Below are 17822 nucleotides of genomic sequence, written 5' to 3'. Positions count from 1 at the left end.
TTATTCCGGGCGAGCGCCCCACAGCTTCTCCAGCTGGTACAGATCGCGGGTCTGTGCCTGCATGACGTGAACAATGACGGAGGAGAGGTCCACCAGGGCCCACTCACCGGCGTCTTTGCCTTCCATGCCCAGCGGGGTGTTGCCGCTGTTCTTGGCTTCCACGTAGATGTGCTCGGCGATGGAGCGGACGTGGGTTTTGGAGGTGCCGGTGCACACCACCATAAAGTCGGTCACGTCGCTGCGGGTGGACACGTCCATCACCACAACATCGCGGCCTTTCAAATCATCAATCTTATCAACGACAAAGTCTTTCAGTTCGGTTGCTTGCACCCGAAGCTCCTTCAAATATTCGACACAAAGCCGCGTATTATAGCGGTTTCGCGGTAGTGCCACCATCGTCGTGACGATAGAGTCGATGGCGGTCAATATAGGCGACCACTTGAGGCGGTAACAGAAAGTCTGCCGCCAATCCCCGAGCCATTTGCGCACGAAGTGTGCTGGAGGCGATCGCCAGCTGGGTTACCGGCTGCAGCCAGATCCCGCCGGCCGGTGTTTGTTGCAGTTGCTCAGCGCTATCCAGGCCATGACGGGCCAACCAGCCCTGCGCCTCGCTGTCCGCCGGCAGGGGGTGATCCGGTCGATGGCAGACTACCAGGTGGGCCAGCTCCAGGATCTGCTCAGGCTGGTGCCAGCGATGGAACTGCAACAGCGAGTCCATGCCAACGATAAAGCACAGCGGTCGGTCACCTTGCTCCTGGCGGTATTGGGCCAGGGTCTCGACGGTGTAGGAGGGCTCGCTGCGGTCCAATTCACGCCGGTCCACCCCCAGGTTAGGGCATCCCTCAATGGCCAGCTCCACCATCGCCAGGCGGTGGTGGGGGGCGATGCCCGGTGAGGCCTTGTGGGGCGGGATGTGGTTAGGCAGCAGCAGCACCTGGTCCAGGCCGAGCTGCTGCTGTACCTCGAAGGCGCAGCGCAGGTGGCCATTGTGGATGGGGTCGAAGGTGCCGCCAAACAGGCCTAAGGGCTTGTTCATAGCACCTCCAGCGGCTGGTAGTCGCCGCTGAAGCGGGCACAGAGATCCGCCAGTGCCAGCCACTGGCTCTCCTCGTTCATGCCGTCGCCCTTAAGGCCGCGCTCCAAAACCCCGGCTGCGGCCATGGCGTCTGCCAATTGGCTGTTGCTCAAGCGCTCCATGGTGCTGCCGTAGAGCGGTTGGCGCTTGTCCCAGATCTTGGCCTGCTTCATGGCGGCGGGCAGCGCTGTGCCGACCTGACGAGCCTGGGCTAAGCGGCAGAGCAGGGTGAGCTCGCGGATCAGGCTCCAGCTGACCAGGTTCGGGGCGGTGCCCTCCAACTGCAGTTGGCCGAGGATCTTAAAGGCCCGGCTCATCTGCCCCGCCAGCAGGGCGTCCACCAGCTGAAAAGCGCTGTAGCGGGATTGGTCCTCCAGCAGTCGGCCCAGGGTGTCCGCCTCGATGCGGGCACCGGCGCTGATCAGTCCCAGTTGAGCCAGGGCCTGATCCGCCGCCAGCAGGTTGCCTTCGAACAGCGGCGCCAGCTGAGCCAGGGCATCCGGCGTCAGCTGCACCTGGTGGTGACGGGCCCGATCGCTGAGCCAGCGCTGGTAGTGGCGGCCCTCCGGGGTCAGTGCCTGGACGTAGAGTCCGGCTCCATCCAGTGCCTTGAACCACTTGGTGTTGGTCTGCTCCCGCCCGGCCTTGGGGCCATGCAGCAGCAGAAAGGTGTCCTGCTGAGTCGGTAACAGGGCAGCCAGCTCTTGCAGCGCGGTGGCCCCGTCGGTGCCGGGCTTGAGGTTGGGCAGCTCCAGCTCGATCAAACGACGACTGGCAAACAGTGACAGGGAGTGGCACTCGCTGAGCAGGGCGTTCCAGTCAAACGGGGATTCCTGCACCAGCGAGAGGCGCTCTTCGATGCCATAGCTGGAGCTAAACAGGGCCTGGCGCAGACTGTCCCGGCACTCCTCGCGGATCAGCACATCGTCGCCAAACACCATCAGGATCTGGGGCAGTTGCTTAAGCTGGGCGGGCAGCTGGTTGGCGAAGATCCGCATCAGCCGGCGTCGGCCTCATCCGCTTGGGTCGCGGCCTCATCCACCCGGGTTGCCGCCAGGGCACGGAGGATCTGATCAGCGGCCTGGGCACGCATCTCTTCCAGCAGCAGCTCCAGTTCGCGGTTCTTTGCCAGGGCGGTACGGGGATCGTCCAGGTAGTCGCGGCGGATCTCAATATCGAACGGCTGCGGCTCCTGCTCGCCGACGGTCACCGAGAAACGAACGGAGTAGATCAGCTCGTACTCGGCCACCTGGCCGGAGGGGAACAGTGACAGGGTGGTGCGCTCCAGGCGGTCATCCCCCAGCCACAGGCGCGGGGCCTCTTCGTTGCTTACCACCTCGATGTTGTAGAGGCGCAGTCGCTCGGTGACCAGCCGGTGCAGCTCACCGTAGCGGTCGGAGCTGGCCAGTTGCACCTGGTCGAGCTCGTCGGGAAACAGGTATTGACCCTGCAGGCGGAAGCCGCAGCCACTGAGCAGGCTTAAGGTCAGCAGGGTTAGCAGAAGGCGTTGGATCACCCTCATCTCCTTTTGGTTAAAAAAGGCGCCCCGGAGGGCGCCTAGGGTCGCCTTAGTTGGCAACGATATTGAGCAGCTTGCCCGGTACGTAGATCACCTTGCGTACCGTCTTGCCTTCGGTGAAGTTCTGAACGTTGCTGTCTGCCAGGCCCAGCGCTTCCACCTGCTCCTTGGCGGCATCCGCCGCCACGGTGATGCGGGCACGAACCTTGCCGTTGACCTGCACCACGATCAGCTTCTCGTCCTCGACCATGGCGTCCTTGTCGGCGATTGGCCAAAGGGCGTTGTCGACGTCGCCTTCGAAGCCCAGTGCGTTGTACAGAACAAAGCTGGTGTGAGGGATGATCGGGTAGAGCATCACGGTCAGGGCGCTCAGCGCTTCCTGCAGCAGGGCACGATCGTTATCGCTCTCCTGCGGCGCCTTGTTCAGCTTGTTCATCAGCTCCATCACGGCCGCAATGGCGGTGTTGAAGGTCTGGCGGCGACCAAAGTCGTCGTCCACCTTTGCGATGGTCTGGTGCAGGCTGCGGCGCAGCGCCTTCTGCTCGTTGCTCAGACTGGCCAGATCCAGCGCCGGGGCAGTGCCTTTAGCGATGTGATCGTGGGCCAGTTTCCAGAAGCGTTTGAGGAAGCGGTGGGCACCCTCAACACCGGATTCCTGCCACTCCAGGGTCATCTCCGGCGGTGCGGCGAACATCATGAACAGACGCACGGTGTCAGCACCGTATTTCTCATTCATCAGCTGCGGATCGATGCCGTTGTTCTTGGACTTGGACATCTTGGTCATGCCGGTGTGCACCAGCTCGCGGCCTTCGCCATCGACGGCTTTGGTGATGGCACCCTTGCCGTCACGCTCCACGGTCACTTCGGTGGGGGATACCCAAACACGCTGGCCGTTGTCGCCGGTGTAGTAGTAGGCGTCGCACAACACCATGCCCTGACACAGCAGGCGCTTGGCCGGCTCGTCGGAGTCCACCAGGCCGGCATCGCGCAGCAGCTTGTGGAAGAAGCGGAAGTAGAGCAGGTGCATGTTGGCGTGCTCGATGCCGCCGATGTACTGGTCTACCGGCAGCCAGTAGTTGGCCTTGGCCGGATCCAGCATCTGATCGTTGGTGCCGACGCTGGTGTAGCGGGCGTAGTACCAGGAGGACTCCATAAAGGTGTCGAAGGTGTCGGTCTCGCGGGTTGCCTTCTGGCCGTTGATGGTGGTCTCGGCCCAGGCCTTGTCGGCCTTGATCGGGGAGGTCACACCGTCCATCACCACGTCTTCCGGCAGGATCACCGGCAGGTCTTCGGCCGGTACCGGCACGGTCTCGCCGTTCTCCAGGGTGGCCATCGGGATCGGCGCGCCCCAGTAGCGCTGGCGGGACACGCCCCAGTCGCGCAGACGGAAGTTGGTGGTCTTGTGGCCCTTGCCCAGGGTGTCCAGCTTGGCGGCGATCGCCTCCAGCGCACCGTCGAAGTCCAGGCCGTCGAACTCGCCAGAGTTGAACAGGGTGCCCTTGTCGGTGTAAGCCGCTTCAGAGATATCCAGCTCACCCTCGGTGGGCTTAACCACCGGCTCAATGGCGATGCCGTACTTGCTGGCGAACTCGTAGTCGCGCTGATCGTGGGCCGGAACGGCCATGACGGCGCCGGTACCAAAGCCCATCAGCACGAAGTTGGCGACGTAGATCGGCACCTTCTTACCGGACAGCGGATGGATGGCGAACAGGCCGGTGTCCATCCCCTTCTTCTCCATGGTGGCCAGCTCAGCTTCGGCCACCTTGGTGTTTTTGCACTCGTTGATGAAGGCGGTCAGTTCGGCATTGTCTTTAGCGGCTTGTTCGGCCAACGGGTGACCGGCGGCTACGGCCACGTAGGTCACGCCCATCACGGTGTCCGGACGGGTGGTGTAGATCGCCACGGACTCATCGCTGCCGTCGACGTCGAAGGTCATCTCGATGCCCTCGGAACGGCCGATCCAGTTGCGCTGCATGGTCTTAACCATTTCCGGCCAGCCATCCAGCTGATCCATGTCGCCCAGCAGCTGATCCGCGTAGTCGGTGATCTTCACAAACCACTGCGGGATGTCTTTTTGTACCACCGGGGTGTCACAGCGCCAGCAGCAGCCATCCACCACCTGCTCGTTGGCCAGTACGGTTTGATCGTTCTCACACCAGTTCACGGAGCTGGTCTTGTTGTAGATCAGCCCCTTGTTGTACAGCTCAGTGAAGAACCACTGCTCCCAGCGGTAGTACTCTGGCTGGCAGGTGGCCAGTTCGCGGCTCCAGTCGAAGCCAAAGCCCAGGCTGTTGAGCTGGGTCTTCATGTATTCGATGTTGTCGTAGGTCCACGGCGCCGGTGCGGTCTTGTTCTGGATCGCGGCGTTCTCCGCGGGCAGACCGAAGGCGTCCCAACCGAACGGCTGCATCACGTTTTTGCCCTGCAGACGCTGGTAGCGGGAGATCACATCACCGATGGTGTAGTTGCGCACATGGCCCATGTGCAGACGACCGCTAGGGTAGGGGAACATGGATAGGCAATAGAACTTCTCTTTGCCTTCCTCTTCCTTGGCGATAAAGGTGTTGTTGTCAGCCCAGTGCTTTTGCACTTGCGGCTCGATCTGCGCAGGATTGTATTGCTCTTGCATCGACACGTCTGAAGTCCAAATTGAAATTTTGATTTCGGGCAGGGAATGGCCCATAAAGATCTGCATAGAATAACGCAGGAGCCAGAGTGGCAACAACCACAGACTGGACCGGTTTTTGCGCTGTTTTCCGAATAAAGAGGGAGATGCGATTGTGGACCGTAACCAAGCCTTGATCCAGAAGTACGAATACCTGCTGCAGGACATGGAGCGACGTTACCGCCATGACCCGGACCTGACCCTGGGGCAGCTGGAGGAGGTGCTGAAGCAGAGCCGCACCTACAGCGCGCTGGAATCGGAGCTGAGTGAGACCGAACTGGACCTGGTGGAGCGCTTTTTACGTCGTGACCTGGCCGACTACGCCCAGCGTCATGCCAAGGAGCAGTTCGAGGCCGAGGGGGACAGCGTGTTCACCCTGGGACTGGAGAACACCGTGTGGCGCTGGCTGGCGGAGATCACCGATCGCTCCCAGTTGGAGTGGCATGAGCTGGGGGAGGAGTTTAAGCACCACGGCACCTACGAGGCGGGCGAATTGGTCGGCCTGGGGGAGCTGGTGTGTGACAACTGTGGCCACTGCATGAGCTTCTTCCACCCCGCCACCTTGCCGGCCTGCCCACAATGCGACGGCATCGCCTTTTCCCGCCGCCCGCTGGAACCCTGAGCTCCTGCAAAGCTGCCAGCCAAATACCGCTTTGGCTGGCATCGTCTTCTCTTCACTAGGAAAACGGGCGAGCCCCGACAGGTCTGTTATACCTATTGGACGGTGCGCACGTGACGGCGACGTGAGGAGGGACAATGCGCAATCCGACCCGAACCCCATTCTGGGCCCTGCTGGTGGCGATGGTGCTGTCACTGGTGGTGGCTTGTAGCGACAGCTCCACCACCACCGAACCGCCCACCGATCCGGAAGAACCGCCTACCGACCCAGAAGAACCGACGGATCCGGAAGAGCCTACCGATCCTGAGGAGCCGACTGATCCGGAAGAGCCGCCCACTGACCCGGAAGTGCCACCAGTTGACCCATCTCCGGGCCCGGATCCCGACCCTGAGATGCCGGACCATTATGTCTGCGAGGCCAGCGAGCCGCTGCCGATCATCCCCTGCCAGATTGGCTACGGCATGGAGACCGTGGCTGGTAGCGGCCGTCACCTGGATCCCGTCTCCACCACGGTCTACAAGGTCACCACCCTGGCCAGCAGTGGCGAAGGCTCGCTGCGTGCCTGCATCGATGGCAGCGGCCCCAGGGTTTGTGTGTTCGAGGTGGCGGGCTACATCGAGCTGGACAGCCGGCTGGATATCCGCAACGACTACATCACCATCGCCGGTCAGACCGCCCCCAGCCCCGGCATCACCATCCGCGACGCCATGCTGAGGATCAACGCCAACCATGTACTGGTGCAGCATATTCGGGTCCGGGCCGGCGATGACCCGGACGGCTCCAAGCCCAGTGAGCGGGACTCGCTACTGATGATCGGCGGCCGCTACAGCGACTCGAAGGACAGAGAGTACATCGTGCTCGATCACATCTCTGCCAGCTGGAGCATCGATGAGGCGTTCTCCGTCACCGACATGGTGGCCAACGTCACCGTCTCTAATAACCTGATTGCTGAGGCACTGAACTACAGCATCCACGCCAAGGGCAAGCACTCCAAGGGGACGATGATCATCGCCAAGTGGGCGCTGTACCATCGCAACATCGTCGCTCACGTGGATGACCGCGGCCCACTGGATGTCACCCCGAGGGGGATCTTCACCAATAACCTCAGTTACAACACCGCTCAGGTCGGCCATCGGATCTGGGGCCTGAAGGAGCGTTCCTACTACGACAACGAGTACCGCATCAACACCACCATGAACAACGTCCGCATCCCCGGCGAGAACACCCTCTATGGCTCCAACCAGGATGACCAGTGGGCGATCCTGCAAACCAGCCGCTCAAGCTCTAAGGTCTACGTCGAGGAGAACCTGTGCGGGGATTACAAGAACGACGATTGGCCCTGTGTCTTTGTGCGCACCAGTGGCGCAGACCAGTACCGGGTGAAGGAGATCCCGATCTGGTTGGATGGGCTCGAGCTGTTGGAGGTGGACCAGGTAGAAGCGGAGCTGCTGAAACACGCCGGTGCCCGCCCGGCAGACCGGGATGAGACCGATGAGCGCATCATCAATGAGATCCGCACCCGTACCGGCACCCTGAAGAACTGCGTCGGCCCGGATAACTTCTACTACCCAACCGGTAAGGTGCAGAGCGTCAGTGGTAGCAGCATCACCCTGAGCTACGACAGCGACGACTGCGACGACTCCAAGGAGGGCAACGAAGGGCGCAAACTGGTGATCCTGAGCGGTCCCGGTGAGGGCGAGTCCCGCACCATCACCTCTGGCAATAGTTGCCCCTCCAGCAGCTCCATCAAGGTGTCTGTGGATGGTGGCTGGAGCACGGAGCCCACCAGCAGCAGTACCTACGGCATCGAGATCGACTGCGCCGCCAACGCCGGTGGCTGGCCGGAGATGAAAGAGACCACCCGCACCCTGGAGGTGCCCGCCAACTACAACGAGCTGGCGGAGAGTGGCTACACCGTGCTGGAGGAGTGGCTACACGGCTTCTATGCCGAAGTGGAAGACTGAGTTGACGTTCAGCAAGTAGGGCCCGGACAGCATCGCTGTTCGGGCCTTGCTATACCTAAAGAATCCCCTTTGGAAAAGGCGTGCGTTATGGCGTGGCTGAGAGCTCGTGGATGGTGGTTGTCAGTGTTGCTGGTGTTGCTGATTGGCTGCAGCGAAAGCCAGGTTGGGGATGGCGGCGAACCGCCAGAGCCGCCGCCGGGAGAAGGGCCGGGCTACGATTGTGAGCCCGCCGATCCGCTGCCCATCATCCCCTGTCGGGTGGGCTATGGCATGGACACCGTGGCTGGCAGTGGCCGCCATCTGGATGAACCCCGCACCACGGTCTACAAGGTCACCAACCTCAATAACAGCGGTGACGGCTCGCTGCGCCAGTGCACCGAAGCCAGTGGCCCCCGGGTGTGCGTGTTCGAGGTGGGGGGTTACATCAACCTGGAGGGGCGGCTTAACATCAACAGCGATTACATCACCGTCGCCGGCCAGACCGCCCCCAGCCCCGGTATCACTCTGCGTAACGCCATGTTCCGCATCAACGCCAATCATGTGTTGGTGCAGCATATTCGTGCCCGTGCCGGTGATGATCCCAACGGCTCCACCCCCAGTGATCGGGATTCCCTGCTGATGCTCGGCGGTCGTTACAGTGATGAGATCGACCGCGAGCACATTGTGCTGGATCACCTGTCGATTAGCTGGAGCATTGACGAGGCGCTGTCGGTCACCGACATGGTCTCCAACGTCACCGTCTCCAACAACCTGATTGCCGAGGCGCTTAACTACAGCCTGCACGCCAAGGGCAAGCACTCCAAGGGAGCGATGATCATCGCCAAGTGGGCACTGTATCACCGCAATATCGTTGCCCACGTGGATGACCGCGGCCCGCTGGATGTCACGCCGAGGGGGATCTTCACCAACAACCTGACCTATAACACTGCCCAGGTGGGGCACCGGGTCTGGGGGCTGGATCAGCGCAACTTCTACAAGGACGAATACCGCATCAACACCACCATGAATAACATCCGTATTCCCGGTGAGGACACCAAGTACAGCTCGAACGAAGACGACCAGTGGGCCATCATCCAGACCAAGCGGGACAACTCCAAGGTCTACATCGAAGACAACCTGTGTGGGGCCTACAAAAACCCCGATTGGGACTGCGTGTACGTGCGCACCAGCGGGGCTGATCGCTTCCGGGTCAAGGAGGTGCCGCTGTGGATCGATGGGCTGGAGCTGTTGCCGGTGGACCAGGTGGAGGAGGACCTGCTGGCTAATGCCGGGGCCCGGCCACGGGATCGGGATGCGGTGGATGATCGCATCGTCAACGAGATCCGCACCCGTACCGGCACCCTGAAAAACTGCGTCGGCCCGGAGACCATCCTCTACCCCACCGGCAAGGTGCGCGAGGCCAGTGGCACCAGCATCACCCTCAACTTCAGCCAGGATGATTGCGACAGCTCCAAGGAGGGCAACCGGGGGCGCAAACTGCGCATCACCGACGGCCCAGGCGCGGGGCAGGTGCGCACCATCACCTCTGGCAACAGCTGCCCTTCGAAGAGTCAGATCCGGGTCAGCGTGGATTCCAGTTGGGATACCACGCCCACCAGCAGTAGCAGCTACGCCATCGAGATTGACTGCACGGTCAATGCCGGCGGCTGGCCGGACATGCCGGAGACCCGCCGGGAGCTGACCATTCCCGCCAACTACAACGAGGTGATGGAGTCGGGTTACACCCGGCTGGAGGAGTGGTTACACGGCTTCTACCAGCAGGTCGAATAGGACGGAGAGGGGAACACCCCATGAGCGCATCGAAACACACCGCTTTTTGGTCAGCCCTGTTGTTGGGTTGGGTACTGACCGCCTGTAGTGACAACACCACCAGCGACCCGCCGACCGACCCTGGCGAGCCGATCCCACCGGAGCCCGGCGAGCCCGTTGACCCACCGACGGATCCGCCGATCGACCCGGGTAACCCACAGGAGCCACAGGAGCCGGATATTCCACTGGAACCGCCACTGGAGCCTGGCGACCCGGAGATGCCGGATCACTACGTCTGTGAACCGTCGGAACCCCTGCCCATTATTCCATGCCAGGTTGGCTGGGGCATGGACACCGTGGCCGGCAGTGGCCGCCACCTGGATGAGCCCCGTACCACGGTGTACAAGGTCACCAACCTCAATAACAGCGGCGAGGGCTCTTTGCGTCAGTGCACCGAAGCCAGTGGCCCGCGGGTGTGCGTGTTCGAGGTGGGCGGTTACATCAACCTGACCGGTCGGCTCAACATCAACAGCGATTACATCACCGTGGCCGGTCAGACTGCCCCCAGCCCCGGCATCACCCTGCGTAATGCCATGTTCCGCATCAACGCTAACCATGTGCTGGTGCAGCATATCCGCGCCCGGGCCGGCGACGACCCCAACGGCTCCACCCCCAGTGATCGGGATTCCCTGTTGATGCTCGGTGGCCGCTATAGCGACCAGAAGGACCGGGAACACATCGTGCTGGACCATTTGTCGGTCAGCTGGAGCATCGATGAAGCGATGTCGGTGACCGACATGGTCTCCAACGTTACCGTCTCCAATAACCTGATTGCCGAGGCGCTCAACTACAGCCTGCATGCTAAGGGCAAGCACTCCAAGGGGGCGATGATCATCGCCAAGTGGGCCCTGTATCACCGCAATATCGTCGCCCACGTGGATGACCGAGGCCCGCTGGATGTGACCCCAAGGGGAGTGTTCACCAACAACCTGAGCTACAACACTGCCCAGGTCGGCCACCGGGTCTGGGGGCTGGATCAGCGCAGCTTCTACAACGGCGAGCACCGTATCAACACCACAGTGAACAACGTCCGTATTCCCGGCGAGGACACCCTGTACGGCAGCAACCAGGACGACCAGTGGGCCATCATTCAGACCAAGCGGGATAACTCCAAGGTCTACATCGAAGACAACCTGTGTGGGGCTTATAAGAACCCCGATTGGGATTGTGTCTACGTTCGCAGCAGCGGCGCCGACCGCTTCCGGGTTAAGGAGATCCCCATCTGGGTTGAGGGGCTGGAGTTGCTGCCGGTGGACCAGGTGGAAGAGGAGCTGCTGGCCACTGCTGGGGCGCGCCCCACCGACCGGGATGAAGTGGACAAACGGGTGGTCAAGGAGATCCGAACCCGTACCGGCACCCTGAAAAACTGCGTCGGTCCGGAAACCATCCTCTATCCTACCGGCAAGGTGCGTGAGGCCAGTGGCACCAGCATCACTCTCAACTTCAGCCAGGATGATTGCGACAGCTCCAAGGAGGGCAACCGGGGGCGTAAGCTGCGCATCACCGATGGCCCGGGTGCGGGGCAGGTGCGCACCATCACCTCCGGCAACAGCTGTCCGTCGAGCAGCCAGATCCGGGTCAGCGTGGATTCCAGCTGGGATACCACGCCCACCAGCAGCAGCAGTTACGCCATCGAGATCGATTGTACGGTTAATGCTGGCGGCTGGCCGGATATGCCGGAGACCCGTCGTGAGCTGGAGATCCCGACCAACTACAACGAGGTGATGGCATCGGGTTACACCCGGTTGGAGGAGTGGCTGCACAGCTTCTACGCCGAGGTGGAATAGACCAAATCAGACAGCTCTACAGGGAATTTTTTTGTCGTTGAATAAAGCAGCCTAACTAGCTGCTTTTTCTTGCTTTAACCATCTTAGCGGTTGGAGCCCGGACGGGGCGTCATGGTGAGCACCTTTCCCCCTTGCTATACCTACCGAACCACCGCGCAGGCCACTGAGGGCAATGACTCAGAAAGGCTAAGCGCTTGGCTTGGGTTGAATTTAGTGACATCCGGTTGGCCCTGGGGCGGGGCACAACCTGAAAGGCAACACCGCCATCATGGATGAGGTCTCTTGCAAGGAGTGGGAGCATGAATCTCAAGCAACTTATGGCGCTGGTCCTGGCCCTTTGGCTGACCAGCGGCCTGTCGGCATGCAGCGACAACAGCAGCTCAGAGGAGCCTGAGCAACCCCCACCGGTCAACCCTGACCCGGATCCAGACCCGGATCCGCCGGTAGACCCGGATCCCGACCCGGATCCGCCGGTAGACCCGGATCCCGACCCGGACCCACCGGTGGACCCGGATCCTGACCCGGATCCGCCAGTGGACCCAGACCCGGACCCGCCAGAGCAGGACGACCGCTACGTCTGCGAGCCGATGTCGCCGCTGCCAGTGATCCCCTGTCAGATTGGCTTTGGCATGGACACCCCCGCAGGCAGTGGCCGCCACGAGGCCGCACCGGATCCGGACGTGTACAAGGTGGTCAACCTCAATAACGGCGGCGAAGGTTCGCTGCGCCGCTGCGTCGATGGCAGTGGGCCGCGGGTCTGTGTGTTCGAGGTGGCCGGCTACATCGACCTGACCGATCGCCTCAACATCAGCAATGACTACATCACCATCGCCGGCCAGACTGCTCCCAGCCCAGGCATTACCCTGCGAGGCCACACGGTGCGGATCGAGGCGGATCATGTATTGATGCAGCATATCCGCATCCGCCCCGGGGACGACCCGGACAACCCGGATCCCGGTAACCGCGACGGCCTGCTGGTGATCGGCAGCTACACCGATACCGAGCGACAACCCAGCAGCGTGATTCTGGATCACCTGTCGGTGAGCTGGGGCATCGACGAGAACTTCACCACCAAGGAAGCGGTGTATGGCGTCACCATCTCCAACTCCATCATTGCCGAGGGGCTGAACTACAGCCTCCACCCCAAGGGCAAGCACTCCAAGGGGTTGATGATGGAATCCCACGACATGCTGGTTTACCGCAACCTGCTGGCACACCTGGATGATCGTGGGCCGCTGGATGTGGCCCCCACCTCCATCGTCGCTAACAACCTGGTCTACAACACAGCCCAGGTGGGTCACCGCATGTGGGGATTGAAGGAGCGCTCCTATCACGATGACGAGGTGCGCATCGCTACCGTGGTTAACAACGTAAGGATCCCCGGGGCCAACACCCAGATAGACGATGAAGAGGGGCACGATAACCAGTGGGTGATGCTGCAAACCACCCGGGAGGGCTCCAAGGTCTACATCGAAGGCAACCAGTGTGGTGACTTCAAAAACGACGCCTGGCCCTGTGTGGTGGTGCGCTCTGATGGCGCGGATCAGTATCGGGTGAAGGAACGCCCCATCTGGCTCGATGGCCTGGAGCTGCTGCCCGCCAGCGAGGTTGAGGATGCGGTACTGGCCTTTGCCGGTGCCCGCCCGGCGGATCGGGATTCCGCCGATGCCCGGGTGGTTGAGGAGGTGCGCAGCCGCACAGGCACCCTGAAGAACTGCGTTGGGCCGGACAACATCATGTTCCCCCGGGCCAAGGTGACCGCGGCCAGCAGCAACACGGTGACCGGCAAGGTGAAGGACTGCAACACCTCCAAGGAGGGCAACAAGGGCCGCCGGGTGCATATCTACGAAGGGCCGGGTGCCGGTCAGTGGCGAGAGATCACTGAGAAGAACCAGTGCAGTGGCGGCGAGTTGACCCTGACAGTGGATCGGGACTGGGGCACCACTCCCACCACAGACTCCTCTTTCGAGGTGGAGGTGGACTGCAGTCTCAACGGCGGTGGTTGGCCGGTGTTGGAGTCAACTGAGCGGCCGCTGTCGTTGCCGGAGAACTACAATGAGCTGATGCCATCGGGGTACACCCGGCTGGAGGAGTGGCTGCATAGCTTCTATGCCGAGGTGGAGTAGGGCTGAGAGGGACGGAGAGAATGGAAACGACGCGTATCAAGGCGGCGCTGTTAGCGCTGTTGCTGGCAACGACAATCGGTGCCTGCAGCGACAGCAGCACGACGCCAGAGGAGCCCACGGATCCGGAAGAACCGGTGGATCCGCCCATTGACCCGCCGGATCCAGGGGTACCGCCAACGGACCCTGAAGAGCCGGTGGATCCGCCGGTCATCGATCCTCCGCCTATCGACCCGCCCGACCCGGGGGTGCCGCCAGTGCTGCCGCCAAATCCTGGCGAGCCCATAGAGCCTCCGACGGATCCTGATCCAGGCGAGCCCGGCAATCCGGTAGATCCGGGAGAGCCTGAGGTACCGGTTGAGCCACCGGTGGACCCGCCTGATCCGCCGGAAGATCCCGATATGCCGGATCATTACGTCTGCGAGCCCAGTGAACCCCTGCCGATCATCCCCTGCCAGGTGGGCTGGGGCATGGATACCCCGGCGGGCAGCGGCCGCAACCTGTCGGAGCCGCGCACCACGGTGTACACCGTCACTAACCTCAACAACAGCGGTGATGGCTCGCTGCGCCAGTGTGTCGAGGCCAGTGGCCCGAGAACTTGCGTGTTCGAGGTCAGTGGCTACATCGATCTGACCAGCCGCCTGAGCATCAGCAACGACTACATCACCATCGCCGGCCAGACTGCCCCCAGTCCCGGCATCACCCTGCGGGACCACGTTCTGCGGATCAACGCAGACGATGTGCTGATCCAGCACATCCGGGTGCGAGTGGGGGACGATGCCGACGGTTCACAACCCAGTGAGCGGGACTCGTTGCTGATGATCGGCGGTCGCTACAAGGATCCGCCGCACGATAAGGAGAACATTGTGCTGGATCACCTGTCGGTGAGCTGGAGCATCGACGAGGCGTTCTCGGTGACCGACATGGTCTCCAATGTCACCGTCAGCAATAACCTGATCGCCGAAGCGCTCAACTACAGCCTGCACGCCAAGGGTAAGCACTCCAAGGGGGCGATGATCATCGCCAAGTGGGCGCTGTACCACCGTAACGTGATTGCCCATGTGGATGACCGCGGCCCGCTGGATGTGACCCCGCGGGGGATCTTTACCAACAACCTCAGCTACAACACCGCCCAGGTGGGCCACCGGGTGTGGGGGCTGGATCAGCGCTCCTTCTACGATGACGAGCACCGCATCAACACCACCATGAATAACGTACGGATCCCCGGAGAGGACACCCTCTATGGCTCCAACCAGGATGACCAGTGGGCCATCATCCAGACCAAGCGGGACAACTCCAAGGTGTATATCGAGGAGAACGTCTGTGGCGACTATAAGAACGACAGCTGGCCTTGTGTGTTCGTTCGCAGTGACGGCGCCGATCGCTTCCGGGTTAAGGAGATCCCCATCTGGCTCGACGGGTTGGATGTGCTGCCTACAGAAGACGTCGAGCGGGAGCTGCTGGCCAATGCCGGTGCCCGTCCGGCGGACCGGGACGCCACCGATGAGCGGATCATCAATGAGATCCGTACCCGCACCGGACGGCTTAAGGATTGCGTGGGGCCGGAGACCATCCTCTATCCCACCGGCAAGGTGATCAGTGCCAGCGGCTCCAGCATCACCCTGAGCCTGGATAACGACGACTGTGATGACTCCAAGGAGGGCAACGAGGGGCGTACCATTCGCATCACCAGCGGTCCGGGGGAGGGGGAGTCCCGCACCATCACCTCCGGCAACAGCTGCCCGTCGGATAGCTCGTTCAAGGTGTCGGTCAATGAAAGCTGGAACACAACCCCCACCAGCAGCAGCCGCTACGCGGTGGAGATCGATTGCACCCGCAATGCTGGCGGTTGGCCGGATATGAAACAAAACCAGCGCGAGCTGGAGATCCCCGCCAACTACAACGAGGTGATGGAGTCCGGCTACACCCGCCTGGAGGAGTGGTTGCACAGCTTCTATGGAGAGGTGGAAAACTAGGAGCTAGGAGCTAGGAGCTAGGAGCTAGGAGCTAGGAGCTAGGAGCTAGGAGCTAGGAGCTAGGAGCTGGGAGCTCGGCACTAGGTGTTAGGAGCTTGGTGCTAGGAGCTGGGCGTTAGGCGCTGGGTACTAGGTGCTAGATGCTAGGTGCTAGAGGCTGGGAACTTGGCGTTAGGTGCTAGGTACTAGGCGCAGGGCTGACGCCTTGTCGCGTCACGAGATGGAATGTGAGCATAAGAAAACGCCGGCGGCTGCCGGCGTTTTTTTGTGGGTACGGCGGATCAGTCGATGCGCTTGTACTTGAGGCGGTGGGGCTGGGTGATGTCGACCCCCTGCTCCTTCTTCATCCAGTCGGCGTACTCGTTGAAGTTGCCTTCGAAGAAGTTGATCTTGCCTTCGTCCCGGTAGTCCAGGATGTGGGTGGCCACGCGGTCGAGGAACCAGCGATCGTGCGAGATGACCATGGCGCAGCCGGGGAAGTCCAGCAGGGCATTTTCAAGCGCACGCAGGGTCTCGATGTCCAGGTCGTTGGTCGGCTCATCCAGCAGCAGCATGTTGCCACCGGCCTGCAGCAGCTTGGCCAGGTGCAGTCGGCCACGCTCACCACCGGACAGCTCACCGACGCGCTTCTGCTGGTCGGAGCCCTTGAAGTTGAAACGACCGACGTAGGAGCGGGCCGGGATCTCGAAGTTACCGATCTTGAGGATATCCTGGCCGTCGGCGACCTCTTGGAACACGGTCTTGCTGTCGTCCATGCTGTCGCGGAACTGGTCAACGGAAGCCAGCTTGACGGTATCACCCAGGGTGATGGTGCCGGAGTCCGGTTGCTCCTGACCGCTCATCATGCGGAACAGGGTGGACTTACCGGCGCCGTTGGGGCCGATGATGCCGACAATGGCGCCCTTGGGGATAGAGAAGGAGAGGTCGTCGATCAGCACCCGGCCGTCGTAAGACTTGGACAGGTTCTCAACCTCCAGCACCTTGTCACCCAGGCGCGGACCCGGCGGGATGAACAGCTCGTTGGTCTCGTTGCGCTTCTGGAACTCGGTGGAGTTGAGCTCTTCGAAGCGGGCCATACGAGCCTTGGACTTGGCTTGACGCCCCTTCGGATTTTGACGCACCCACTCCAGCTCTTTCTGGATGGATTTCATCTGGGCCTTTTCCTGGGCGGCTTCCTGCTCCAGGCGGTTCTCTTTCTGTTCCAGCCAGGAGGAGTAGTTGCCCTCCCACGGGATCCCTTCGCCACGGTCCAGTTCCAGGATCCAGCCTGCGGCGTTGTCGAGGAAGTAACGGTCGTGGGTAATGGCCACAACAGTGCCGGTGTATTCCACCAGGAAGCGCTCCAGCCAGGCCACGGACTCGGCGTCCAGGTGGTTGGTGGGCTCGTCCAGCAGCAGCATGTCTGGCTTATCCAGCAGCAGGCGGCATAGCGCCACACGGCGGCGCTCACCACCGGACAGGTGCTCAATGCGGGCATCCCAGGGCGGCAGACGCATGGCGTCGGCAGCACGCTCCAGCGCGTTTTCCAGGTTGTGGCCGTCTTTGGCGGCGATGATGTTCTCCAGCTCCCCCTGCTCCTTGGCCAGGGCATCGAAGTCGGCGTTCTCATCGGCGTAGGCAGCGTACACCTCGTCCAGGCGGGTCAGGGCGTTCTTGACGTCCGCCACCGACTCTTCAACCACCTCACGAACGGTCTTGTTCAGGTCCAGCTGCGGCTCCTGCGGCAGGTAACCTACGTTGATGCCCGGTTGCGGACGGGCCTCACCTTCGTACTCGGTATCGACGCCGGCCATGATCCGCAGCAGGGTGGACTTACCGGCACCGTTGAGACCCAGGACACCGATCTTGGCGCCGGGGAAGAAGGAGAGAGAGATGTCTTTCAGGATATGGCGCTTTGGCGGGACGACCTTACCAACGCGCAGCATGGAATAGATGAACTGAGCCATGTGTGTTCCACAGTTGTGTGCGAGAAAACCGCAATTTTACCTGATGGATTGGCGTTTTGCTTGCCCCGGATGGTCGGGTTTTACCATATCGCAGGATCTGTCACCCAAAGGCAACAATCCCCCCTGATTAACAAACAATCAATCCGCCTGCGGTAACACCCAATGTGACCGCCCTCAAGCATCAAATGAGAATCACTATTAGCTGCAACATTTGGGGCTAAAACCACTGACTAAACGAAAAAAAACGAGAGCTGGTGCAACCTTTTTCTTAAATCACGTTGATAGACTGTGCCCAGATTAAAACAAAGGTAGTGATAATCATTCGTCTTTAGGCCGAAT

At 61.5% G+C, this 17822-nt stretch carries 12 protein-coding genes; 6 read left to right on the top strand and 6 right to left on the bottom strand.

What is annotated here, in order from left to right:
* Genes rsfS through leuS form a run of 5 tightly spaced genes read right to left on the bottom strand, consistent with a single transcriptional unit; the run spans nt 1 to nt 5223 of the window.
* A complete protein-coding gene (rsfS, locus tag BUC04_RS12285) occupies nt 1–330 on the bottom strand; it encodes a ribosome silencing factor (RefSeq protein WP_067664305.1) in 330 nt (109 codons plus the stop codon).
* A gap of 37 nt (nt 331–367) precedes the next feature.
* Complete coding sequence (gene nadD, locus BUC04_RS12280; RefSeq protein WP_067664303.1) at nt 368–1036, bottom strand: nicotinate-nucleotide adenylyltransferase; 669 nt, start codon at nt 1034–1036, stop codon at nt 368–370.
* On the bottom strand, nt 1033–2073 hold the full coding sequence (gene holA, locus BUC04_RS12275) for a DNA polymerase III subunit delta (protein WP_067664301.1): 1041 nt from the start codon (nt 2071–2073) through the stop codon (nt 1033–1035). Before holA ends, nadD begins: the two co-directional genes overlap by 4 nt.
* Nucleotides 2073–2591 (bottom strand): LPS-assembly lipoprotein LptE, encoded by a 519-nt coding sequence (locus BUC04_RS12270; protein WP_143165702.1) that lies wholly within the window; start codon nt 2589–2591, stop codon nt 2073–2075. The genes holA and BUC04_RS12270 overlap by 1 nt, the downstream gene beginning before the upstream one ends.
* Nucleotides 2592–2643: 52 nt before the next feature.
* Nucleotides 2644–5223, bottom strand: a complete 2580-nt coding sequence (gene leuS, locus BUC04_RS12265; RefSeq protein WP_067664297.1) for a leucine--tRNA ligase — start codon at nt 5221–5223, stop codon at nt 2644–2646.
* 151 nt (nt 5224–5374) lie between these two features.
* Here leuS and BUC04_RS12260 point away from each other — a divergent pair, with 151 nt between their 5' ends.
* The 6 genes from BUC04_RS12260 (at nt 5375) to BUC04_RS12225 (ending at nt 15537) form a co-directional block, all read left to right on the top strand.
* A complete protein-coding gene (locus BUC04_RS12260; protein WP_067664295.1) occupies nt 5375–5881 on the top strand; it encodes a zinc ribbon-containing protein in 507 nt (168 codons plus the stop codon).
* Between the two features lie 134 nt (nt 5882–6015).
* Complete coding sequence (locus BUC04_RS12255; RefSeq protein ID WP_067664293.1) at nt 6016–7842, top strand: hypothetical protein; 1827 nt, start codon at nt 6016–6018, stop codon at nt 7840–7842.
* 87 nt (nt 7843–7929) lie between these two features.
* Nucleotides 7930–9612 carry a pectate lyase gene (locus tag BUC04_RS12250; RefSeq protein WP_143165701.1) on the top strand — a complete coding sequence of 561 codons (1683 nt, stop codon included), beginning with the start codon at nt 7930–7932 and terminating at the stop codon, nt 9610–9612.
* A gap of 20 nt (nt 9613–9632) precedes the next feature.
* The gene (locus tag BUC04_RS12245) at nt 9633–11438 is read left to right on the top strand and encodes a hypothetical protein (protein WP_067664289.1); all 1806 of its coding nucleotides are present in this window, start codon (nt 9633–9635) and stop codon (nt 11436–11438) included.
* A 299-nt stretch (nt 11439–11737) separates the two neighbouring features.
* On the top strand, nt 11738–13564 hold the full coding sequence (locus BUC04_RS12235; RefSeq protein ID WP_067664285.1) for a hypothetical protein: 1827 nt from the start codon (nt 11738–11740) through the stop codon (nt 13562–13564).
* 20 nt (nt 13565–13584) lie between these two features.
* Nucleotides 13585–15537, top strand: coding sequence for a pectate lyase (locus BUC04_RS12225; RefSeq protein ID WP_143165698.1), 1953 nt, complete (start codon nt 13585–13587; stop codon nt 15535–15537).
* Nucleotides 15538–15818: 281 nt separating this feature from the next.
* Here BUC04_RS12225 and ettA read toward each other — a convergent pair whose 3' ends face one another.
* On the bottom strand, nt 15819–17483 hold the full coding sequence (gene ettA / locus BUC04_RS12220) for an energy-dependent translational throttle protein EttA (protein WP_067664278.1): 1665 nt from the start codon (nt 17481–17483) through the stop codon (nt 15819–15821).
* Nucleotides 17484–17822 lie beyond the last annotated feature (339 nt).

The organism is Ferrimonas marina (assembly GCF_900129905.1).
GTDB lineage: Bacteria > Pseudomonadota > Gammaproteobacteria > Enterobacterales > Shewanellaceae > Ferrimonas > Ferrimonas marina.
This window is presented reverse-complemented; position numbering and strand designations above follow the sequence as displayed.